Below are 17,704 nucleotides of genomic sequence, written 5' to 3' on the forward strand. Positions count from 1 at the left end.
CAGGCCTTTATCATTATGAATTTTGTTAAAGCTAAGCTTAGAACGGGATATCGTCGTCGAAGTCTAAGTTAGGCTCTGGTGCTGCTGGTTTTTGCTGTGGAGCTTGGTTAAAACCGCCACCTTGTGGAGCTGACTGCTGAGGCGCTTGATTGAAGCCGCCGCTTTGAGGCGCAGACTGCTGAGGTGCTTGATTGAAACCACCGCCTTGTGGCGCTGATTGCTGTGGCGCTTGATTAAAACCACCACCTTGTGGCGCTGATTGTTGAGGTGCTTGGTTAAAGCCACCTGCAGCTGGTGCTTGGTTAAAACCACCCCCCTGAGGAGCTTGATTAAAGCCACCAGCAGATTGACCACCTTGGAAGCCGCCTTCTTGACCTTGGCCACGACCACCTAACATTTGCATTTGATCAGCAACGATTTCAGTTGTGTATCTGTCTTGACCGTTTTGATCCTGCCACTTACGCGTTTGCAATTTACCTTCTAAGTAAACTTGTGAACCTTTACGTAGGTATTCGCCAGCAATTTCTGCTAAACGACGGAACATAACTATGCGGTGCCATTCAGTTTTTTCTTGCATTTGACCGCTTTGATCTTTCCAGCTTTCACTTGTTGCTACTGAAATATTGGTCACTGCATTGCCGTTAGGCATGTATTTAACTTCAGGATCTTGACCTAAGTTACCGACAATAATTACTTTGTTTACACCTTTAGATGCCATTTGTTTGTTCCGTTTCTGAGCGTGAAAATAATCAGGAAATCATAACACCTGTCTGTACCTTCAACCAGTAGTGACGAATATAAAATTTTCTTAAATGCTTATATCGAAAATAGGCATGTCTGAGGGTTTTGGTAGCTAAAATGCGCGAGAAAATCAGGGATCTGCTTTTCGCTCAGAGGCTTAGAAAAGTAGAAACCTTGAATATAGTCACAACCTAGGGTGCTGAGTATTTGCAGCTGCTCTGGTAGCTCCACACCTTCAGCAACCACTTTTATGCCCAAAGCTTTGGCCATCGCTATGATGGTCGCTACCATAGTCCGATCATCAGGATTGTGTTGCATGTCTTTGATAAAAGTGCGATCGATTTTTAATTGATCGACAGGAAAGCGTCTTAAGTAATTTAGTGATGAGTAGCCTGTACCGAAGTCATCTAAGGCGATGGCACAACCTGCTGTTTTTAACGTGTCGAGCAGAGCAATATTATTGTTTAATTCAGGTGCTAGGGCGCTTTCGGTTAATTCAAAGCAGATATCTTTTGCTGTTAGTCCTGCTTCAGTAATGGTTTTAAGCCATAAAGTATTGTGTTTATCACTGCTGGGAAACTCTTCTAAAGATCGGTTTATATTAAAAACAAGATCGCTATACCCCTGACTTTTTAATCGCTTCAGCGTTTGGCACGCCTGTGTTAATACCGCTTCGCCTAATTGTTTAATCAAGCCAAACTCTTCTGCGATGGGGATAAATTCTGCAGGCGATACCCAAGTTCCGTTGTGTTTCCAACGAACCAAGGCTTCGAATTTAGAGATTTTGTGATTGTTAATATCAACTATGGGCTGGAAAACTAAGTTGAGTCTTTGTTGTTTGATTGCTTCAACCAGTGCGTTTTTCAGTTCAATTTTGTATTGCGCATTTGCCTGCATATGTGATGCGAAAAAACAAAAGCCATTTCTGCCTTTATTTTTAACTTCGTACATGGCATGAGATGCATTTTTAACTAATTCTTCGGCGCTCAGTCCATCATTCGGGTAAAGTGCAATGCCAGCAGTCAGCGTACACATGACTTTGGTATTGTTGATTAATACAGGTTGGTTAAATGCTGCAATGATTCTATCGACTACTGCTTCTGACTCTGTCGCCAATTGCGGGTCGGTCAGTAATACGGCAAATGAGTCACCACCAATTTTAGCGACTAATGAATCCGTACTTACCAATGATTTTAGCTTGTGTGCCGCGCGAATTAAAAATTCGTCGCCGAATTTAATCCCATATGACTCATTGATGCTTTTAAACATATCTAAATCGAGCACTATGGTTGCAATGGAGGATTGCTGTTTGTTTTGTCGGATGGCTTGGTTGAGGTCGTTGATGAATAATTGACGATTGGCCAAGTCTGTTAAAGGATCAAAATTAGCCTGTTTGAATATGGTTTCTTGAGCTTTTTTCGATTCAGTAATATCGGTAAAAAAGCACACATAGTGGGTAATTTTTCCTTGATCATTACAGATACTGTTTATCGATAAACGCTCGGGGAAAATACTGCCGTCTTTACGTTTATTGTATAGTTCACCGCTCCAGTGACCCCGGTTGATAATGGCTTGCCACATATCCTGATAAAATTGTGGTTCGTTCAAGCCTGCACTTAATATTTTGGGGTTTTGACCTTTTACATCATCGGCCTGGTATCCGGTTGTCGTAGTAAACGCCTGGTTGGTATAAATGATTTCGTTTTTAGCGTTTGTGATCAATATTGCTTCATGACTGTTTTCAATCACGGTTTGGGTCAGCTTTAGCTTATTGATATAAGCGTGTTTTTCTAATTCTTTATTAATGAGTCCAGCAAATAAGTTAAATAAGGTCTCGATTGTTTGCTGATGCGTTATCTGTTGAGTAAATAACGCAACCAAAATGGCATGGGTTTCATCTTGATCGTTTTGCAATGAAATACCGACATAACCTTCTATACCCATTTGTACGAGTAATTCATCTTCAGGGTAAAGCGGTTGAATACCACATGTGTGAGTACACAACCCGCCTTCACTGACATTTTCACAGGGCGTACCAGCTAGTTCATAGGTAAAATTATCTAGTAGCTGAGTTTGGTTGGCTAAACTGATGGTCGTTGCATGTGTTTTGGCTTTGTTTAAGTTAGCAATAAACACATAATCGGCTTGGATGTTTTGGGCAAGTGCTAAGCAAATCGCACCAAAAAAACCATCTCCCTTAGCTGTAGCTAAACTTTTAACTACAGATTCAACTTTTGTATCCATCAATTTTCTCTCGATACTTAGACATTATGTCCGTTGGGTATTCTAAATCATTGTGCCTTCAGACATATTGATACTGGGGTTACGCTTGATCTGAGTCAAGCTCACATGAACAAGTTTAGGGGATTATTTTGTTATGTGTTAGCGAGTGCTCCAGATAGTTTGAGAACGTGTACTTTGAGCAATGCGGCAACGCTAATGGCATCGGTAATTTGACTACTATGCACCATTTCAATGGCTTCGTCTAAAGCAAGCTTTTTGATTTTGATGTCTTCTGTTTCATCAAAGTTGGTTTGACCTTGGCTCAGTTCAGTCGCAATAAAGACATGTGCAACTTCATCACTACAAGAGTTTGATAAGTGCATGGTCATCAGTGGGGTTAGCTTGTTGGCGATTAAACCGGTTTCTTCGGTTAACTCTCTGTGCGCACAACTTTCTGCTGTTTCACCTTCAGGGCAACCACCTTCTGGGATTTCCCAACTGTATTGCTCGAGTGGATATCGATATTGCCCAACTAAAATTGTATTACCGTCTTTATCGATGGGAATGACGCCAATTGCGCGATTTTGAAATTCAACCACACCATAGATACCCTGAGTACCTGCAGGTGTAATGACCTTATCTTCTCTGACTTTTATCCATGGGTTTTGGTATATTTTCTGCGTTGATAAGGTTTGCCAAGGTGACTTATTAAGCATATTTTATCCTTCGTGATTTGATGCTTTTTTCTTGTAAATACAAGGCGTTTACCTTGCTTTAAGCTAGGCTTTAATTTAACAGATAAAACAATTTTAATTGATTTGAGGATAGAAAATGAGTCAGCCATTAACTGAGTTAGTCAAGTTGCTCAGTTTAGAACCCATAGAGCAGGGGATATTACGCGGTGCCAGTCAAGATTTAGGCTTTGGCGCTGTATTTGGTGGCCAAGTATTAGGGCAAGCTCTAGCGGCAGCGCAATCTAGTGTCAGTGATGAAATGTCAGTGCACTCTTTCCATTCTTATTTCTTGCGACCTGGCGATGTAAAACTGCCTATTGTTTATCAAGTTGAAAATATCCGAGATGGTAAAAGCTTTTCGACCCGTCGGGTGGAGGCTATTCAAAAAGGTAAAAGTATCTTTTATCTAACGGCTTCTTTTCAATTACCTGAACAAGGCATGGACCACCAGATAGATGCGCCTGATGTCAAAGGGCCAGAAGGTTTAATGTCTGAGCTGGAATATGCCAGAGCCAACAAAGATAAAATTCCTTTACCGCTGCGTGATAAGTTTACTTGTGAACGACCAATTGAAGTGCGCCATGTTGAATGGGTAGATCCACTCAAGCCTGAGCAACATATACCAATTCGACATGTTTGGCTAAAAGCGAATGGCCAGCTACCAGACGATCATAACTTGCATAAATATCTACTTTCTTATGCTTCAGACTTCAATTTTCTACCTACGGCTTTATTGCCTCATGGGCAAGCTTTTTGGCAGGCTAACCTACAAATAGCAACCATTGATCACGCTATGTGGTTCCACCGCCCATTTCGATTTGATGAATGGCTGTTGTATAAAATGGAAAGCCCTTCTGCATCTGGGGCTAGGGGATTTGTCAAAGGGCAAATCTTTAATCAGCAAGGTCAATTAGTGGCGAGCGCAGTCCAAGAAGGGGTGATCAGACTGAGATAAGGGTTTGAGTTAAATGACAGAACTTATGAACGGTTTTTCAAGCATTGTTTAGGTCAAATTCAGCTGTTTTCACGAGATCTGTGCTAGGCTTTTTTTTCTACTAAATTTTTAGGAGCAGCATGACTAACGTCGCCCAGGATCAAAAACTTAATTTTGTTGGCGTTATTGGCATTACTGCTGGCTATTTCATACTTGGTCTGTTCGGCGGGCTATTCACTATTGACCCTGGTTTTGCCAGCGCAATTTGGCCAGCAGCAGGTTTTGCTATTGCTGTGGTGCTTAAATATGGCTGGAAAGCCACTCCTTGGTTATTCCTAGGCTCGTTGGCCGCTAATAGTTACACCTCAGGTGTCGATCTCCTCTCGTTGTTATCTACTGACTGGTTGGGTAATGCTGTGCGTAGCTTGGGGTCTGTGTTGCAAGTGAGTGTGGCGTATATCGCACTTAGGACGGTTTATCGAGGCTGGATTGATCTCGGCTCATTCAAACACTTGATACTGAGTTTGTTTATTGCAGGGCCTATAAGTTGCGTTATTTCATCTAGTATTGGAGCCTACTCTTTACTGATTCAGGGGTTCATTACTGAACCGAGTTTACCTTTTGTTTGGTTTACTTGGTGGGTTGGTGACAGCGTAGGGGTATTGTTTTTTATGCCATTGACATTGGCGTTTATCAAAGCCGATAAAGTATTGGAAATAAAAAACAGGCCACAAATTCTGATTTCTGCTTTGATCATGTTTGCCGTGGTGAGTTTGACGTTTAACTACTCAAAAATGGTGCATATTCGCGACCAAAAACAAACCTTTTCGACCATTACAGAGTTACAGCTGACAAGTTTCAAACTCATAAAAAGTCAAATCAATCATAAACTGCGTGCCTTATCAGCGTTATTTATCACACAAAAGTTTATCTCAAGGGATGAATTTAAAGCCTATATAGAAGAAGTCCGTTCAGAGATTGGCATATTCAGGGCGGTTGGTTGGGTTGATCGAATCACCCATGCTGAATTAGAAGCTTGGTACAACCAGATGCAAGCTCAAGATTTAGGTCAGTTTAACATCAAAAAATGGACGCCTAACGGCTTACAACCCATTCAAAAGCAAGATGAATATTGGCCTATTACGTACACTGAACCCTTTGAGTTTAATCAAACGGCGATTGGTTTAGATATATACAGCCATCCGTTTGCTGGTTTATCAGCCAGACAATCACTTAAAGCCAGAACACCACAAGCGACGCAACCTATCCAACTCGCGCAGCAAGGTAATAAGTTCACTGGCAATGTCGTTTATTACCCTGTGTTGCGTGGACAAGAGTTGATGGGCTTCGTTGAAGTCGTGGTTGAATTAGACTTAATGATTGAAGATTTACTGACATCTGAGGATGTCAGTAAACTTTATAATTTTAAGGTTTATGATAAAAATTCATTAGAAGATGCCTTTGCCGATTCAGGCTATAGCCACGATGCATTACATGTTGCTTACTATGAATTTGAATGGTTTGGCCGTCAATGGCAGTTATCGTTTAGCAGTACTCCTGAATTTGAGAATGAACGAAAAGACTGGCTTAGTTGGTTAACTTTAGTTGTTGGGCTTATTATCGCTTCTTTAGGCATGGCCTTTGTCATGGTGTTAACGAGCTTTAATGCGCAATTAAAAAATCGGGTAGAGCAGCAAACAAAGCAGTTAACTGACTTAGTTGCTAATTTAGAAGCGGCGAATGAAGCAAAAAGTACCTTTTTAGCGAATATGAGCCATGAGCTGCGCACCCCTCTAAATGCTATTATCGGCTTTGTTACTTTAGGTCGAGAAAAGACCGAAGAAAGGCTTGCTCAGCGTTACTTTAAAGAAATTCAAGACGCATCAGAGCTACTGCTTAATAGTATTAATCAGGTGTTAGATTTATCTAAAATTGAAGCGGGTAAATTGCAATTAGACTTACACAATTACTCATTGCGTCAAAGTTTGGAGCGGCTGACCAGTGTTTTCAATTCTTCTTGTCGAGAAAAAGGCTTAGATTTCAGAGTCGATAACGATACATCGCTGCCGTGGGTATGTGCAGATCAAGCCCGCATTGAGCAAATCATTACTAACCTATTAGGCAACGCGGTTAAATTTACTGAAAGAGGCGAAATTCAATTAACCTTTAAAATTCAAAATGATGATTTGGTTATTAAAGTCAAAGATACCGGCATAGGTATCAATGAAGTTGCTCTGCAAAGCCTATTTGATGAATTTGAACAGGCCGATACTTCGACAACTCGCAAATACGGAGGAACCGGTTTAGGTTTGGCCATTTGTGCACAACTGGTTGAGTTGATGAATGGCGATATACATGTGACTAGCGAAATTGGTAAAGGCAGTGAGTTTAGCGTGGTGATTCCAATCCAAGTTGTTAGCCCTCCCGTTAAAGCTGAACCCGAGACTAAAGTTGAAGAATTAAACCAAGCCTTTAATGTTTTATTGGTCGAAGATCAAATGGTAAACCAAGTTGTTGCGACTGAAATGCTCAAATTAATGGGGGCAACGGTGACGACTGTTAACAATGGTAAAGAGGCAATAGATAAATTAGCGGGTTGGAGTACTGATGAGCTGCCTGATGTTATCTTAATGGATATTCAAATGCCTGTTATGGATGGCTTTACCGCGACCAAACGAATTAAAGCAAACCCTGATTGGCAAGGTATACCTCTGATTGGTTTATCAGCTAATGCGACAACGGAAGATCTCAATAAAGCAGAACGTTTGGGGATGCAGGCTTACCTAACTAAGCCAATTGATAAAGTTCAGTTAACCTCTGCTTTGAAGACACATTTAAAACCGGCTTAAACTAAAATAAGCTGGTTTGTTGCACCTTTTCACTGGCAAACCCATTGTCGTAAAATAATGTGTGCTCTTGATCTTGCTGCAATAAACTTAGCCACAGTCGGCTGAGCTGATGAATACTTGCATTATCTGCCGTGTGAATAAACAAATAGGGTGTTCGCCCCTCGGCAACCCAGTCCCTTACTTTCTTTATCCAAGGTTGTATAAAAGCAATATTCGCGTTTAGATCCGTTTGCCCAACATAGCGAATAATTGGGCTAGCTGAGGTTGCGATAGCATGCACCGGTACTTTGGGTTTTTTCTTTTGTGCATCTATGATGGCTTCAGTTGTTGGTGCTTGACTGTGCACAGCTCGAGTATCCATCAATACTCGGTTAACCTGAGTGTTGATAAGCATACGATTAAAATCGCGTTCAGCATCTTGTTTGGCAAAAAAATCTGGATGTCTGACTTCAACAGACAGTTGTACCTGTTTGGCAAATTGCTGAATAAAATCATTTAGCTCCCCGAGCCGCCTTGCAGAAAAACTCGCGGGTAATTGCAACATGAGTTGCCCCAGTTTATTCGTATCAATAATCGGTTTTAATAACGTCAAAAAAGCTTGCATGGCTTCGATACTTTGAGCTTGGTTGAGTATCATTTCATGGCTGATCGTCTTTGGTACTTTAAAGCAAAACTTGAAGTCGCTTGGTACTTGTTCTGACCAATGTTGTACTTTTTCTTCACTTGGCAAAGCATAAAATGTGGTGTTGCCTTCAACAGTGGTATAAAACTGACTGTATTGATTGAGCTGTTCTGATGGCTTGATGTCTGAGGTAAAAAACTGACCTTTCCAATCTTTATGTCCCCACATAGGAGCACCTAGATAAAGTTGGTTTTGCATAGTGAAAATAAACGTTGATTAAATGACTGAAGATGTAGCAGGCATAAAAAAAGCGCAACTATAAAGCTGCGCCTTAATTTGGAGAACTGTTTAAATTACTTAGCGCGACGGCGAAGTACTAAACCACCTGCTAATAAAGCAAACATCGCTGCTGTAGCTGGTGCTGAAACTGGTACTGTTTGTGAGAAGAACTCAACGCGTGCTAACTCAGCATCTTGTAAATCGATGAAGAAAACACCTGTATATGTGCCAAGCGTAGTCGTTAACGTTGCTTGAGTACCTACTAAATCTTTACCTTCAACTGTGATGCTACGACCGTTGTCTAAGTCAGCCGTGAAAGAAGAAAATAAGCTGTTTGTGAAACCAGAAACAAAATCTACAACTAGAGTAGACGTGTTAGGGATAAGCGCATTGCTGTTAATACCAACACCTGCATCATGAGCGAATTCGCTTGAATCAAATGTAAATGGCGTAGCATCGATAGATAAAGATTCGATTGCTTCAGCTGGGCTTAAGTTAGTTAAAGTGAAAGGGTTGTCTAGTGTGTCACCTTTTACTTCAAGAGTTGCAATTAATGCTGCAGATGCGGCATTAGTGAAAAACGTTAATACTGCTAATAAAAATAAACGCTTCATACAAAAAATTTCCTTGTAAAAACTAAGTAATTCAATTTTTGTTTCGTAACTGAATTATAACTGTATGCGATTTTTATGCCAGCTATTTCTCGCCTTGATTTATAAGGGTTTTTCTAATTCCCTGATCAGCTAGTGTAAAATAAGTTGACAAAATTTAACCATCTTTGATCGCAAATCATAGATAGTGAAACAATATGATTGATCAAATACATGTCTTCAGTCTAGCCAAAAACTTGTTAATATGCGCGCTTTTTGCCGGAAGTGAGGACTATGTCACAAGCCGAGAATCGAAATATCGTCACCCCTTATGCATTCGGTGTCGATGATAAGTTGCTAGGAACCCCGCTTGCCTCTCCAAAGCGCCGGATGTGTGCTCAGGTAATTGATGCAATAGCGATCGCCATTCTAGCCAGTACGAGTGCTTTATTTTCAGTGATGCTGGTTATTTGGTTAGTGTTCTTCAGTCAATTGAAAGATGAATTTAAGACCAGCACTAAAACAAAGCGTGTTTTTGCAAAATCCATAGTCGTGACGGCTATCTTATTTTTGAGCGCTAATACCAATCACACCATTACGGCTATCCCACAAGTGATGACAGAGGAAGGTTTTGCTATTCCTGTATTGGACTTTTTTAAGGTCATTCCCTTTGCGACCGAGCATATTCACAAACCTGAGTATTACCAAACTCAAGTTAAGCTTGAGAAATGTAATGAAGTAAAAGCCTGTATCAATATAAGTAAAAATCAATTCATGCAGGCTTTAGCAGACAGTGAATTTACCGAAGAAATTAAACTTGCGCTGGTTCGCAGTTTTGTTGAGGAACTAGCGCCCATTTTGGATCAAGGCAGTGCAATATCGATGAAACAATCCATGATTGAGGAGCTGACTTTAGAGAAGGTTGCTGAGCGTACCGCTGGAATGGAAAACCCACTACTTAAAGTTGTTCCTGAAGAAGAAAGCAGCTTTGGTTCGGCTTTTACACGAGTCGCAGAGGCGTTTGGTTTAGGCCTAGGCTGGACTGTCTTATATTTTACAGTTTTTACTGCTTGGCGTGATGGGCAAACCTTGGGTAAAAGCACAATGGCAATCAAAGTGATTAAAATTGATGGCACAGGGCTGACATTATGGGAAAGTTTTGGCCGAGCAGGTGGCTATAGCGCGGGTTTTGCGACCGGTATCTTAGGTTTCTTGCAAATTTATTGGGACTCTAATCGCCAAGCGATTCAAGACAAAATTGCAGAAACTATTGTTATTAAAGAGCAAAAGCAACAAGTGGAAAACACCGAAAAAGAACCGGTCACAACCGCTGCTGAACTGACGAGTTAGCTCAGTTTAGTGCGTTTAGTTCAATTTTTGTTAACTGATCGATTTGTTCGACAAGTTGTAAAACACTGTCAGATACTTGGCTGTAGAACGTCAAATCCATGTTTTGCCAAGTATCTTGCACAGTATGATAATAGGCATGAGTGGCTACGCCTAAGTAGAGATAAGGGATACCTTGTTGATAAAAGGCATAATGGTCACTTGCTTTTAACCAATCTATATTGCGCTTGTCTTTTCTTGGCCGAGCTTCAGAAAATACAATTCTAGCGGGTGCTGTGTTCATCGCAGTTGCGAGCTTTTTTCTTATAACTCGATGACTGGGTTTGCTGCGCTTTAAGCCGTGTAGATAGAGTTCAGATCGGGTTTTATTTTGCCCTATCATATCCAAATTTATATTCAATCGTATCTGGGCTTTTGGTATTAAATTAGCACGCAAAAAAGCTTTAGCTCCCCAAAGTTGTGTTTCTTCCCCATCCGTTGCAACAAATATGTATGAATAGTTTGGCGTATTTTGGTTGAGATGAGCTGCAAGTCTTAACATGGCAGCTACGCCAGATGCATTGTCGTCGGCACCGTAAAATAACTTACCGTGTTTGTGCCCTAAATGATCGTAATGTGCGGTCACTACAATATATTGGTCTGGGTGACTTTTCCCTTCAACCCAAGCAATGACATTTTCCCCTTCGATATCCGTCCAAGCCAGTGAATCGGTAAAGTGGTGGATATAAGCCTGATTAAAACTGGCCAATCCTATTTCTTCGTACCGCAAGGCGATGTATTGGGCGGCGCGTTTTGCTCCTAAAGTATGCATTTTTCGCCCTTGCATATGTTCACTAGACAACACTTTTAGATCATCTATCAGGCTATCATGCACTGATGCCATCAATGAAAATGGTGCTAATAGTATCAAGCTAACAAATAGGGAAATGTTCTTAAACAAGGTCAAATCCATAAACAAGCGTAGTGGTTATGGTTAGATTAAGCGCAATCGTTTGTTAATGACAGTCGAACTTAATTAACTTTAGGGTGGGTTGTTGGAGCAGAGCAGAAAACTAAAGAGTAGTCTTTTGCAAAGACTACTCTTGGATGTTATTTAGTTCGCAGGCGCAGTATTTGTCTCACCATTTAGTTTACTTTCGCCATTTAGCTTAGTTTCCCCATTTAATGGTGCCTGTGGTGCACTTATGTTTGGTTGAGTAACCGTTAACACATCTTGCACTATATTATTTTGGCCATTGAGCAAGTCCTCTAAACTACCCGTATCCTTGTCAACAATACCGAGCTCCCTGACCATCGCATCGACCAGTGGTGCATTTGCTCGATACTTTAGGGCTGCGCCGGTAATTTGCTCAGATAAGCCAGCTGTTGTTGTCGCGTTATCACCAGCTGGAGCAGCGCCATTGGCACCATAACCTTGTAAAATCTTAATTCCATCAATGTTTTCAAGTGGTTTAACTGCATTGGCAACAATTTCAGGCAGAACTTTTAAGATGGCCATCGATTTTTGCAATTCAATTTGCTCATCGCGCAGACTGTTTTCTGCTTCATAAAGTACTCGCTTACCTTCAGCTTCAACCGCATGAATCTTCTCATCGGCTTCTGCTTTTAATACTTTGGCATCTGCGTCGGCTTTCGCTTCAGTTAATATCGCGGCAGCTTTATCTTCTGCTGCTTGTTTATCAGCAGCTGCTTGAACAGTAATACTCACAGCTTCTCGCTCCGCTTCTTTTTTCGCATCGATAACTTCAATCTCTTTACGACGATTGGCTTCGGCTATATAACGCGCTGTAGTGACGGCTTCTTCTTTTTCTACTTTTGCTTTCTCTGCTTCAGCTGCTTTTGCTCGAGCTGCTGACTCTTCTTCAGATTTTTGTGCGATGATAATTTGCTTATCTTGTTCGGCAACTTCTAAGTCTTTCTGTTGCTGTATTTTCGCCTGCTCAAGTAATTTACGCTTCTCAATTTCTTGAGATTCGATGACTTTTGCTTTTTCTAGTTCCGCTGTTTCAATCGCTCGTTGCTTAGCAATTTCTGCTTCACGTTCTTCTTGCTCACGCGCTTCACGTTGTTTCACAATTGCGGCTTGTTGTTCAGCACGCTTAAACTCTAAAGCCTGTTCTTGAGTTAATTGTGCTTGTACTTGTTCTTGCTGAATCTCTAAAGATTGCTTTTCAGCTTCTAAGTTACGTTGCTCAATTTGAATACGGTTTTCTTGCTCAATGTCGTTTGTTTCTTTGCGCTTTTGTTCGATGATGTTTGCCAATCGTGCACGACCTTCAGCATCAAATGCGTTGTTTTCATTGAAAAACTGTAGATCCGTTTGGTCAAAACCTGTCAAAGATACAGATTCGAGCTCTAAACCGTTCTTCTCTAAATCATTCATTACATTTTGCTGTACTTTTTGTACAAATTCAGAGCGTTGCTCATGCATTTCTGTCATTGTCATTTCTGCAGCAACTGCACGTAAAACGTCGACAAACTTAGATTCCATTAGCTTTTTGAGCTCATCCACGCGCATCGTACGTGTACCTAAGGTTTGTGCCGCCATTGATATACCTTCAGCATGAGGTGCAACACGAAGATAGAAATCCGCTTTAACATCAACACGCATGCGATCTTTGGTGATTAATGCATCTTTTTGCGTCTTCTCTACTTCAATTCTCAGCGTATTCATATTGACGGGTATAGTTTCGTGCACGACGGGTAAGACAATTGCGCCACCGTCTTTTACTACTTTTTCACCACCCATACCGGTTCGAACAAAAGCCACTTCTTTTGTCGCACGCGTATAGAGTTTTGCAATGATTAGACCCACAGTAATTAAGGCAACTAAGACTGCAGCTGATGTGAAGATAATAAATTGCATATTATCGACTTGAGGCAAGCTATCCATTTTATTCTCCTATTTTTATTTAAATGGCACTGCGATCCAGCAGTGTTGTTGTTTTTCAATTAGAACCACTTGGTGGCCTTGTTCGAAACTGTGCTCATTGTGATCAGGTTCAACCATAACGTAGTGCTTTTGGTTGAAATCGTCTTTCAATACGGCTTCAGCCGCATTGCCTTTAGTTGCTTTACCAACGGTGATGGTCGCCAATTTACCTTTAAAATCATTTACTGACGCTGCTGTGGTCTCATTTTTAGGGATCCACTTTGCAATTTTTTGACCTAGGATTTTGGTGATTAATGTCGCTAAAGCTAATGCGATAGGAACTGAGAGATTTAATGACAGCGGGTGCCACTGGTTGATACTAAAACCAATAAGTGAAAAGCTGGTTAAGAACAAAATTAACCAAACTAAAAAAGGCAGTCTGTCTAAACAAAGCCAACCTAAGAAAGCCGTTATGCCTCCAGTACTGACTTCTGCGTCGGCATCAATATCGATATCAAGTAAATTATCGAGGAAGCTCATTAAGCTCAAACCAATGAGTACCCCCAAGCCTTCCATAAAAGAAAGCGCTAATACGATAGCTAAGGCAGTTGAGTAGGGCAGGTTGAGATCGGCAAGTAAAAACTCCATCTTGTGTATTCCATCCGTTGAAAAATTGCCAATAACTTACACTAAATTAGCAAATACAGTAAGGGTTTATAAAAGTTTAATATGGAGTGACGTGAAAAAACGCTTAGCTTAGATGCTAAGCGCTTAAAGTGGTTAGTTAATTTTAACTAATTGTGTTTTTTGTTCATCCGTTAATGAACTGAACAATGCAACGTTTAATCCTTCTTCTTGTTCAAGGGTTGTTTGCATTGATTTTGGTAGTGAGTACATCGCACCTGATGCTGGATCAACAATTAGTAAACCAATTACACCACCAAAAATAATATTTCCCCAATACCAGCCATCAATACGGCTTTCAAGGGTAGCTGTTGCTGTTTTATAGCCAGTCTTAGTGAATCGAACAGTGTAAGTTTCACCATTAAAATAACCAGCACCAGCTGCTAAATTGACTGTTTCAGGTGTTACACCTTTGTGGATCGTTAAACCCGCTTCGTTGATAACTTCAAAGTTTACAACGTCAGGCGTTGCACTGAAATTTACGTTATAAGAACTGTCTGACACGATTGAAGCACAACCAGAAATTAAGCCTGCTATCAGTAAGGCTGCTATCGTCTTTTTCAATGTGTTTACTCCTAATTTTAATTTTTATTATTTAGTTTTCATTTGATTTTGAGTATTAGCGTAGAAATCGAAACACCGACCACACTATTTGATAACTCACTGTAATTGCCCATCATTCCATTAAAGTTTGAAGTGAAAGATTGAAACAATTAAAAACAATGAGAGATCTTTAACGTGTTTTTTACACGAGACTCAAATCGCGCGGCAGAATATAGAAAAAGAAATTTTAATACAAATAATATTCGGGGGTTGCGGAGGTATTGAACAACCTCCGTAGGTTAAGTGGGCAAATTGTTACTTTTTCTGCCACTTACCGTTAACTTGGATAAAGTTGCCGGCACTGGTTTTACTTTGTGCTTTTTTCCCTGCCATTTGCTCTATTTGCTGCAGAGTTAACTGATTTTTTTTGGCTAGCTGTTGGTAAGTTGCTTTGCGCTTGGCGTTAATTTCTTTGATCAGCTGAGCGGCTTTACTGTCTTCTTTAACCAAAGCCAAATAGCCATTGGCCGTTTCACCTACTAAGCCTGCAGATTTAGCTGTGGCAATATCTAAAGCTAAGGCTGAAAACGATAAACATAATGCGCTGAAAAGAGTGAGTAATTTAGCTGTTTTTTTCATAAACCTTTCCTAGAATAATTCGCTATCGTCAAATAAGTCATCAAGCTCTTTATCAACTTTGACCTTAATTTCGTGATCAACTTTTACGTTGAGATTAATCGTGATTGGCTCTTTTGTTTCTACTTGTACTTTATGCGTACAGCCACTTAGCATAGCTAAGCTAAAAGCAGCAAAAAAAGTTAGCCATGATTTAGTTAGCATCATTTTTTCTCTCAAATTCTTGTTGTACTTTATCTTTAATCACATCACCCATCCTGAGTGCTTTCATTAAGGTAAACACATTTTCTCGATGAGTATAGTTAAAATTGACTTCTTGCTGCGCTTTTGCGTTGAAACCCATCAATGCCATGTCTAACGTAAGCCAGCCGTCTTTTGATAGAGAAACATCACTGTTTAATGTTTCAAAATCCAAGTACTCCAGTAAGGATAAAACTTCGGCTAAAGCAGGTTGTTTTTGTTTTACTGCTTCAAATGCGGCATTGTTTTCAATACGAAGTTGGCCCGCGGAGCTATTAACCAATTTGCCAGATTTTATCTCTATATTGTCGGGCGATAAAAATACAGGTAATTGACCGCTTAATTTGCCTTGTACACTGATCCCAGATTGTTTCTCTAGTGCCAAAATTTTGCCTGATTCCACATCGGTAATGGTTAAATTAAGTTGTTGAGGTTGATCATTGAGCGCAATAGGTGAGCTTTGAAACTGGCCATCAAATACCACTCCCGATAAATGGCGCAACTCGATTTCTTTGGCTTGATTAGATATTAATTGGCCTTTGAGTTGATAGAGCTCAAGCCCTGTAAATACATGCGCTATGCTAAATTCTGATGGGGCGACCAACCATTGCTCTTGTCGATAAGAGAAGGTTAGCGGCATGCTTAACTGACGAATATGATGGTCTTTATAATCAAAATTAACATTGTCTAAAAACACTTCTCCTTTGGCTGTTTTTTGCTGCATATCGTAATCTACCTTTGCAAAAGCAAAGCCAGATTGTAGGTCAACATCGGGTGCCAACATAGAAACTATAGGGCTAAAACCCAGTACCCCTTGGCTCTCTAGCTCTAATGATATTTGGTTGGTTTGATGGGTAATGACTGCTGTTAAGCCTGATGGCAAGCTGACATGGTGTTTACCCGTTAAAGCGTCAGCTTGCTCCAAGTTGTGGTTAATTTGCACATGGCGTAATGTTTTATCCGCTAACACCGCTAGTCTTTTAATTTGACTGCTACCTGTTACTTGGGTGTTTTTATCAGCAGAACCTTTAATTGTTAAGCTGTTGGATAACTGGTGAATAATGGCATTGGGGTGGGTTGCTTTGGCAAGGCTATTCTGACTAATGAGCTGCCAAGCTCGCAGATGGTACTGGCCTTCAAAACTTGAATTCATTTGCTCGGCATTAATGCTGTCATGGTCAATTTGCAGGGCACTTGCTTCACCCTTAAATACTAATCCTTTTGATAATTCGTAGTTAAAATCGGCGATTAAGTTAAGCGATTTTACTTTGATACCTTGAATATCCAACGCTTGTTCAGCCATGTTTTTCAGTGTGAATTTACCAGCAAAGCGAGCTTGTTTATTCGGTTGAAAATAGATATCCGTTGTTAATTGCGTCGTTAACGCTTTTATGGGGCTCAAAACAAAATGTGCTGTTGTTTGCACGCTTGGTGCTTGAGAGAGCCAATCTGAAATTGTAATTTGGTTGAAAGACAATTGTTCAGCTTGCTCTATGCCTCTAATCGAAAAGGCAGAAAGCTGGATCTGGTGTGTCGTTAAGTTAATCCCCTCTGGGATATTAACTTGCCATTGCTCACTTAATGATAATGGTGTCGGTAGGTTTATTTGATGCAATAGATGTTGCTGACATTGTTTGGCACCAATGTTTATTGGCTGAGCTAGGTCTTCTATCAGTAATGCTTGTTGTTGCAAGTTTAGCTTGGTTGAAATTGCGCCATCAAAGTTCGCTGTAACATTGCATTGTTCGATATCTACTTGTGCATCAGCCCTTAATTGGTGAGTTGCATCCAGTGTCAAACCGTCGAAAGACCATTGAGTATTAGCTGTAAAGTTGATTGGCAGTGTTTGGCCTGTTAGCTCAGTTATTTGCTCGCTCGACCAGTTTAAATCCCCGGTAAGTACTTGATTAGCCAATACCAAATTAGCGTTAACATCACCTGTCAAAGCAATTTGGTTAGCTGTTTTATCTATGGCTAGATTTAAAGATGTTAATAAACTTGGGTGCTCAATAATTAACGTTTGAATTTGGCCGTTGGGTATTTTTGCTAAATTGATATCAGGTAAAGCAATAGGGGTAATATCGAGTGTATTGGCCGTTTGACTTTTGGTGTTATTAGATGATTTTAACGTTAAATGTACCGATTGTGCGCTGAAGTTAGCGTCAAATAACTGATAATTGAGCTGTTTGATATTGGCATTAAACTTATCTGAAGTTAAACAGAGCTCAACAATGTTGAGTTTATCAAAACTCGTTAGTTGCCAATTTAAGCAGTTTGCCTGGATATGATATTGAGCAAGCCAATTATTAGTAAAATACAGCGCGATGGGGTTGCGAAACAGCACAACCAGCAAGCTAAAAATGAGTAAAGAAAGACTTTTTTTCCACACAACGTTGTTTTAAATTATTTT

General features: G+C 40.4%; 15 protein-coding genes. 3 read left to right on the top strand and 12 right to left on the bottom strand.

The annotated features are described in order from the left end of the window. Positions 1–37: 37 nt before the first annotated feature. The 3 genes from ssb to HR060_RS10285 form a co-directional block, all read right to left on the bottom strand. Positions 38–718, bottom strand: a complete 681-nt coding sequence (gene ssb, locus HR060_RS10275; protein ID WP_174200210.1) for a single-stranded DNA-binding protein — start codon at positions 716–718, stop codon at positions 38–40. A 98-nt stretch (positions 719–816) separates the two neighbouring features. Beyond that, positions 817–2,985: a putative bifunctional diguanylate cyclase/phosphodiesterase gene (locus HR060_RS10280; protein ID WP_174200211.1), complete on the bottom strand. Its 2,169-nt coding sequence runs from the start codon at positions 2,983–2,985 to the stop codon at positions 817–819. Between the two features lie 131 nt (positions 2,986–3,116). Beyond that, positions 3,117–3,680, bottom strand: coding sequence for an NUDIX domain-containing protein (locus HR060_RS10285; protein WP_174200212.1), 564 nt, complete (start codon positions 3,678–3,680; stop codon positions 3,117–3,119). A gap of 115 nt (positions 3,681–3,795) precedes the next feature. Between HR060_RS10285 and tesB the strand changes: the two genes are divergently transcribed. Both tesB and HR060_RS10295 read left to right on the top strand, forming a co-directional pair. Continuing rightward, positions 3,796–4,653, top strand: a complete 858-nt coding sequence (gene tesB, locus HR060_RS10290; RefSeq protein ID WP_174200213.1) for an acyl-CoA thioesterase II — start codon at positions 3,796–3,798, stop codon at positions 4,651–4,653. Between the two features lie 119 nt (positions 4,654–4,772). Then, a complete protein-coding gene (locus HR060_RS10295; protein ID WP_174200214.1) occupies positions 4,773–7,481 on the top strand; it encodes a CHASE domain-containing protein in 2,709 nt (902 codons plus the stop codon). A gap of 1 nt (position 7,482) precedes the next feature. Here the strand turns inward: HR060_RS10295 and HR060_RS10300 are convergent, their stop codons facing one another. Then, positions 7,483–8,331 carry a DUF72 domain-containing protein gene (locus HR060_RS10300; RefSeq protein WP_174200215.1) on the bottom strand — a complete coding sequence of 283 codons (849 nt, stop codon included), beginning with the start codon at positions 8,329–8,331 and terminating at the stop codon, positions 7,483–7,485. 125 nt (positions 8,332–8,456) lie between these two features. After that, entirely contained in the window at positions 8,457–8,996 is a 540-nt protein-coding gene (locus tag HR060_RS10305; protein WP_174200216.1) for a hypothetical protein, read from the bottom strand. A 270-nt stretch (positions 8,997–9,266) separates the two neighbouring features. Between HR060_RS10305 and HR060_RS10310 the strand changes: the two genes are divergently transcribed. Then, positions 9,267–10,322: an RDD family protein gene (locus HR060_RS10310; RefSeq protein WP_174200217.1), complete on the top strand. Its 1,056-nt coding sequence runs from the start codon at positions 9,267–9,269 to the stop codon at positions 10,320–10,322. Position 10,323: 1 nt separating this feature from the next. On the opposite strand, the gene HR060_RS10315 is transcribed toward HR060_RS10310, so the two are convergent. The 7 genes from HR060_RS10315 to HR060_RS19750 form a co-directional block, all read right to left on the bottom strand. Continuing rightward, a complete protein-coding gene (locus tag HR060_RS10315; protein WP_174200218.1) occupies positions 10,324–11,259 on the bottom strand; it encodes a M28 family peptidase in 936 nt (311 codons plus the stop codon). A 153-nt stretch (positions 11,260–11,412) separates the two neighbouring features. Then, positions 11,413–13,212 (bottom strand): flotillin family protein, encoded by a 1,800-nt coding sequence (locus HR060_RS10320; RefSeq protein ID WP_174200219.1) that lies wholly within the window; start codon positions 13,210–13,212, stop codon positions 11,413–11,415. A 15-nt stretch (positions 13,213–13,227) separates the two neighbouring features. After that, entirely contained in the window at positions 13,228–13,839 is a 612-nt protein-coding gene (locus HR060_RS10325; protein ID WP_174200220.1) for a YqiJ family protein, read from the bottom strand. Positions 13,840–13,971: 132 nt separating this feature from the next. After that, positions 13,972–14,439, bottom strand: a complete 468-nt coding sequence (locus HR060_RS10330) for a hypothetical protein (RefSeq protein ID WP_174200221.1) — start codon at positions 14,437–14,439, stop codon at positions 13,972–13,974. Between the two features lie 294 nt (positions 14,440–14,733). Further along, positions 14,734–15,057 carry a YdbL family probable chaperone protein gene (locus HR060_RS10335; RefSeq protein ID WP_174200222.1) on the bottom strand — a complete coding sequence of 108 codons (324 nt, stop codon included), beginning with the start codon at positions 15,055–15,057 and terminating at the stop codon, positions 14,734–14,736. A 9-nt stretch (positions 15,058–15,066) separates the two neighbouring features. Beyond that, positions 15,067–15,210 carry a YnbE family lipoprotein gene (locus HR060_RS10340; RefSeq protein WP_425487458.1) on the bottom strand — a complete coding sequence of 48 codons (144 nt, stop codon included), beginning with the start codon at positions 15,208–15,210 and terminating at the stop codon, positions 15,067–15,069. Positions 15,211–15,247: 37 nt separating this feature from the next. Beyond that, positions 15,248–17,683, bottom strand: coding sequence for an intermembrane phospholipid transport protein YdbH family protein (locus HR060_RS19750; RefSeq protein WP_174200223.1), 2,436 nt, complete (start codon positions 17,681–17,683; stop codon positions 15,248–15,250). Positions 17,684–17,704: the final 21 nt, after the last annotated feature.

Source organism: Marinifaba aquimaris, from assembly GCF_013328345.1.
GTDB classification, from domain to species: Bacteria; Pseudomonadota; Gammaproteobacteria; order Enterobacterales; family Alteromonadaceae; genus Marinifaba; species Marinifaba aquimaris.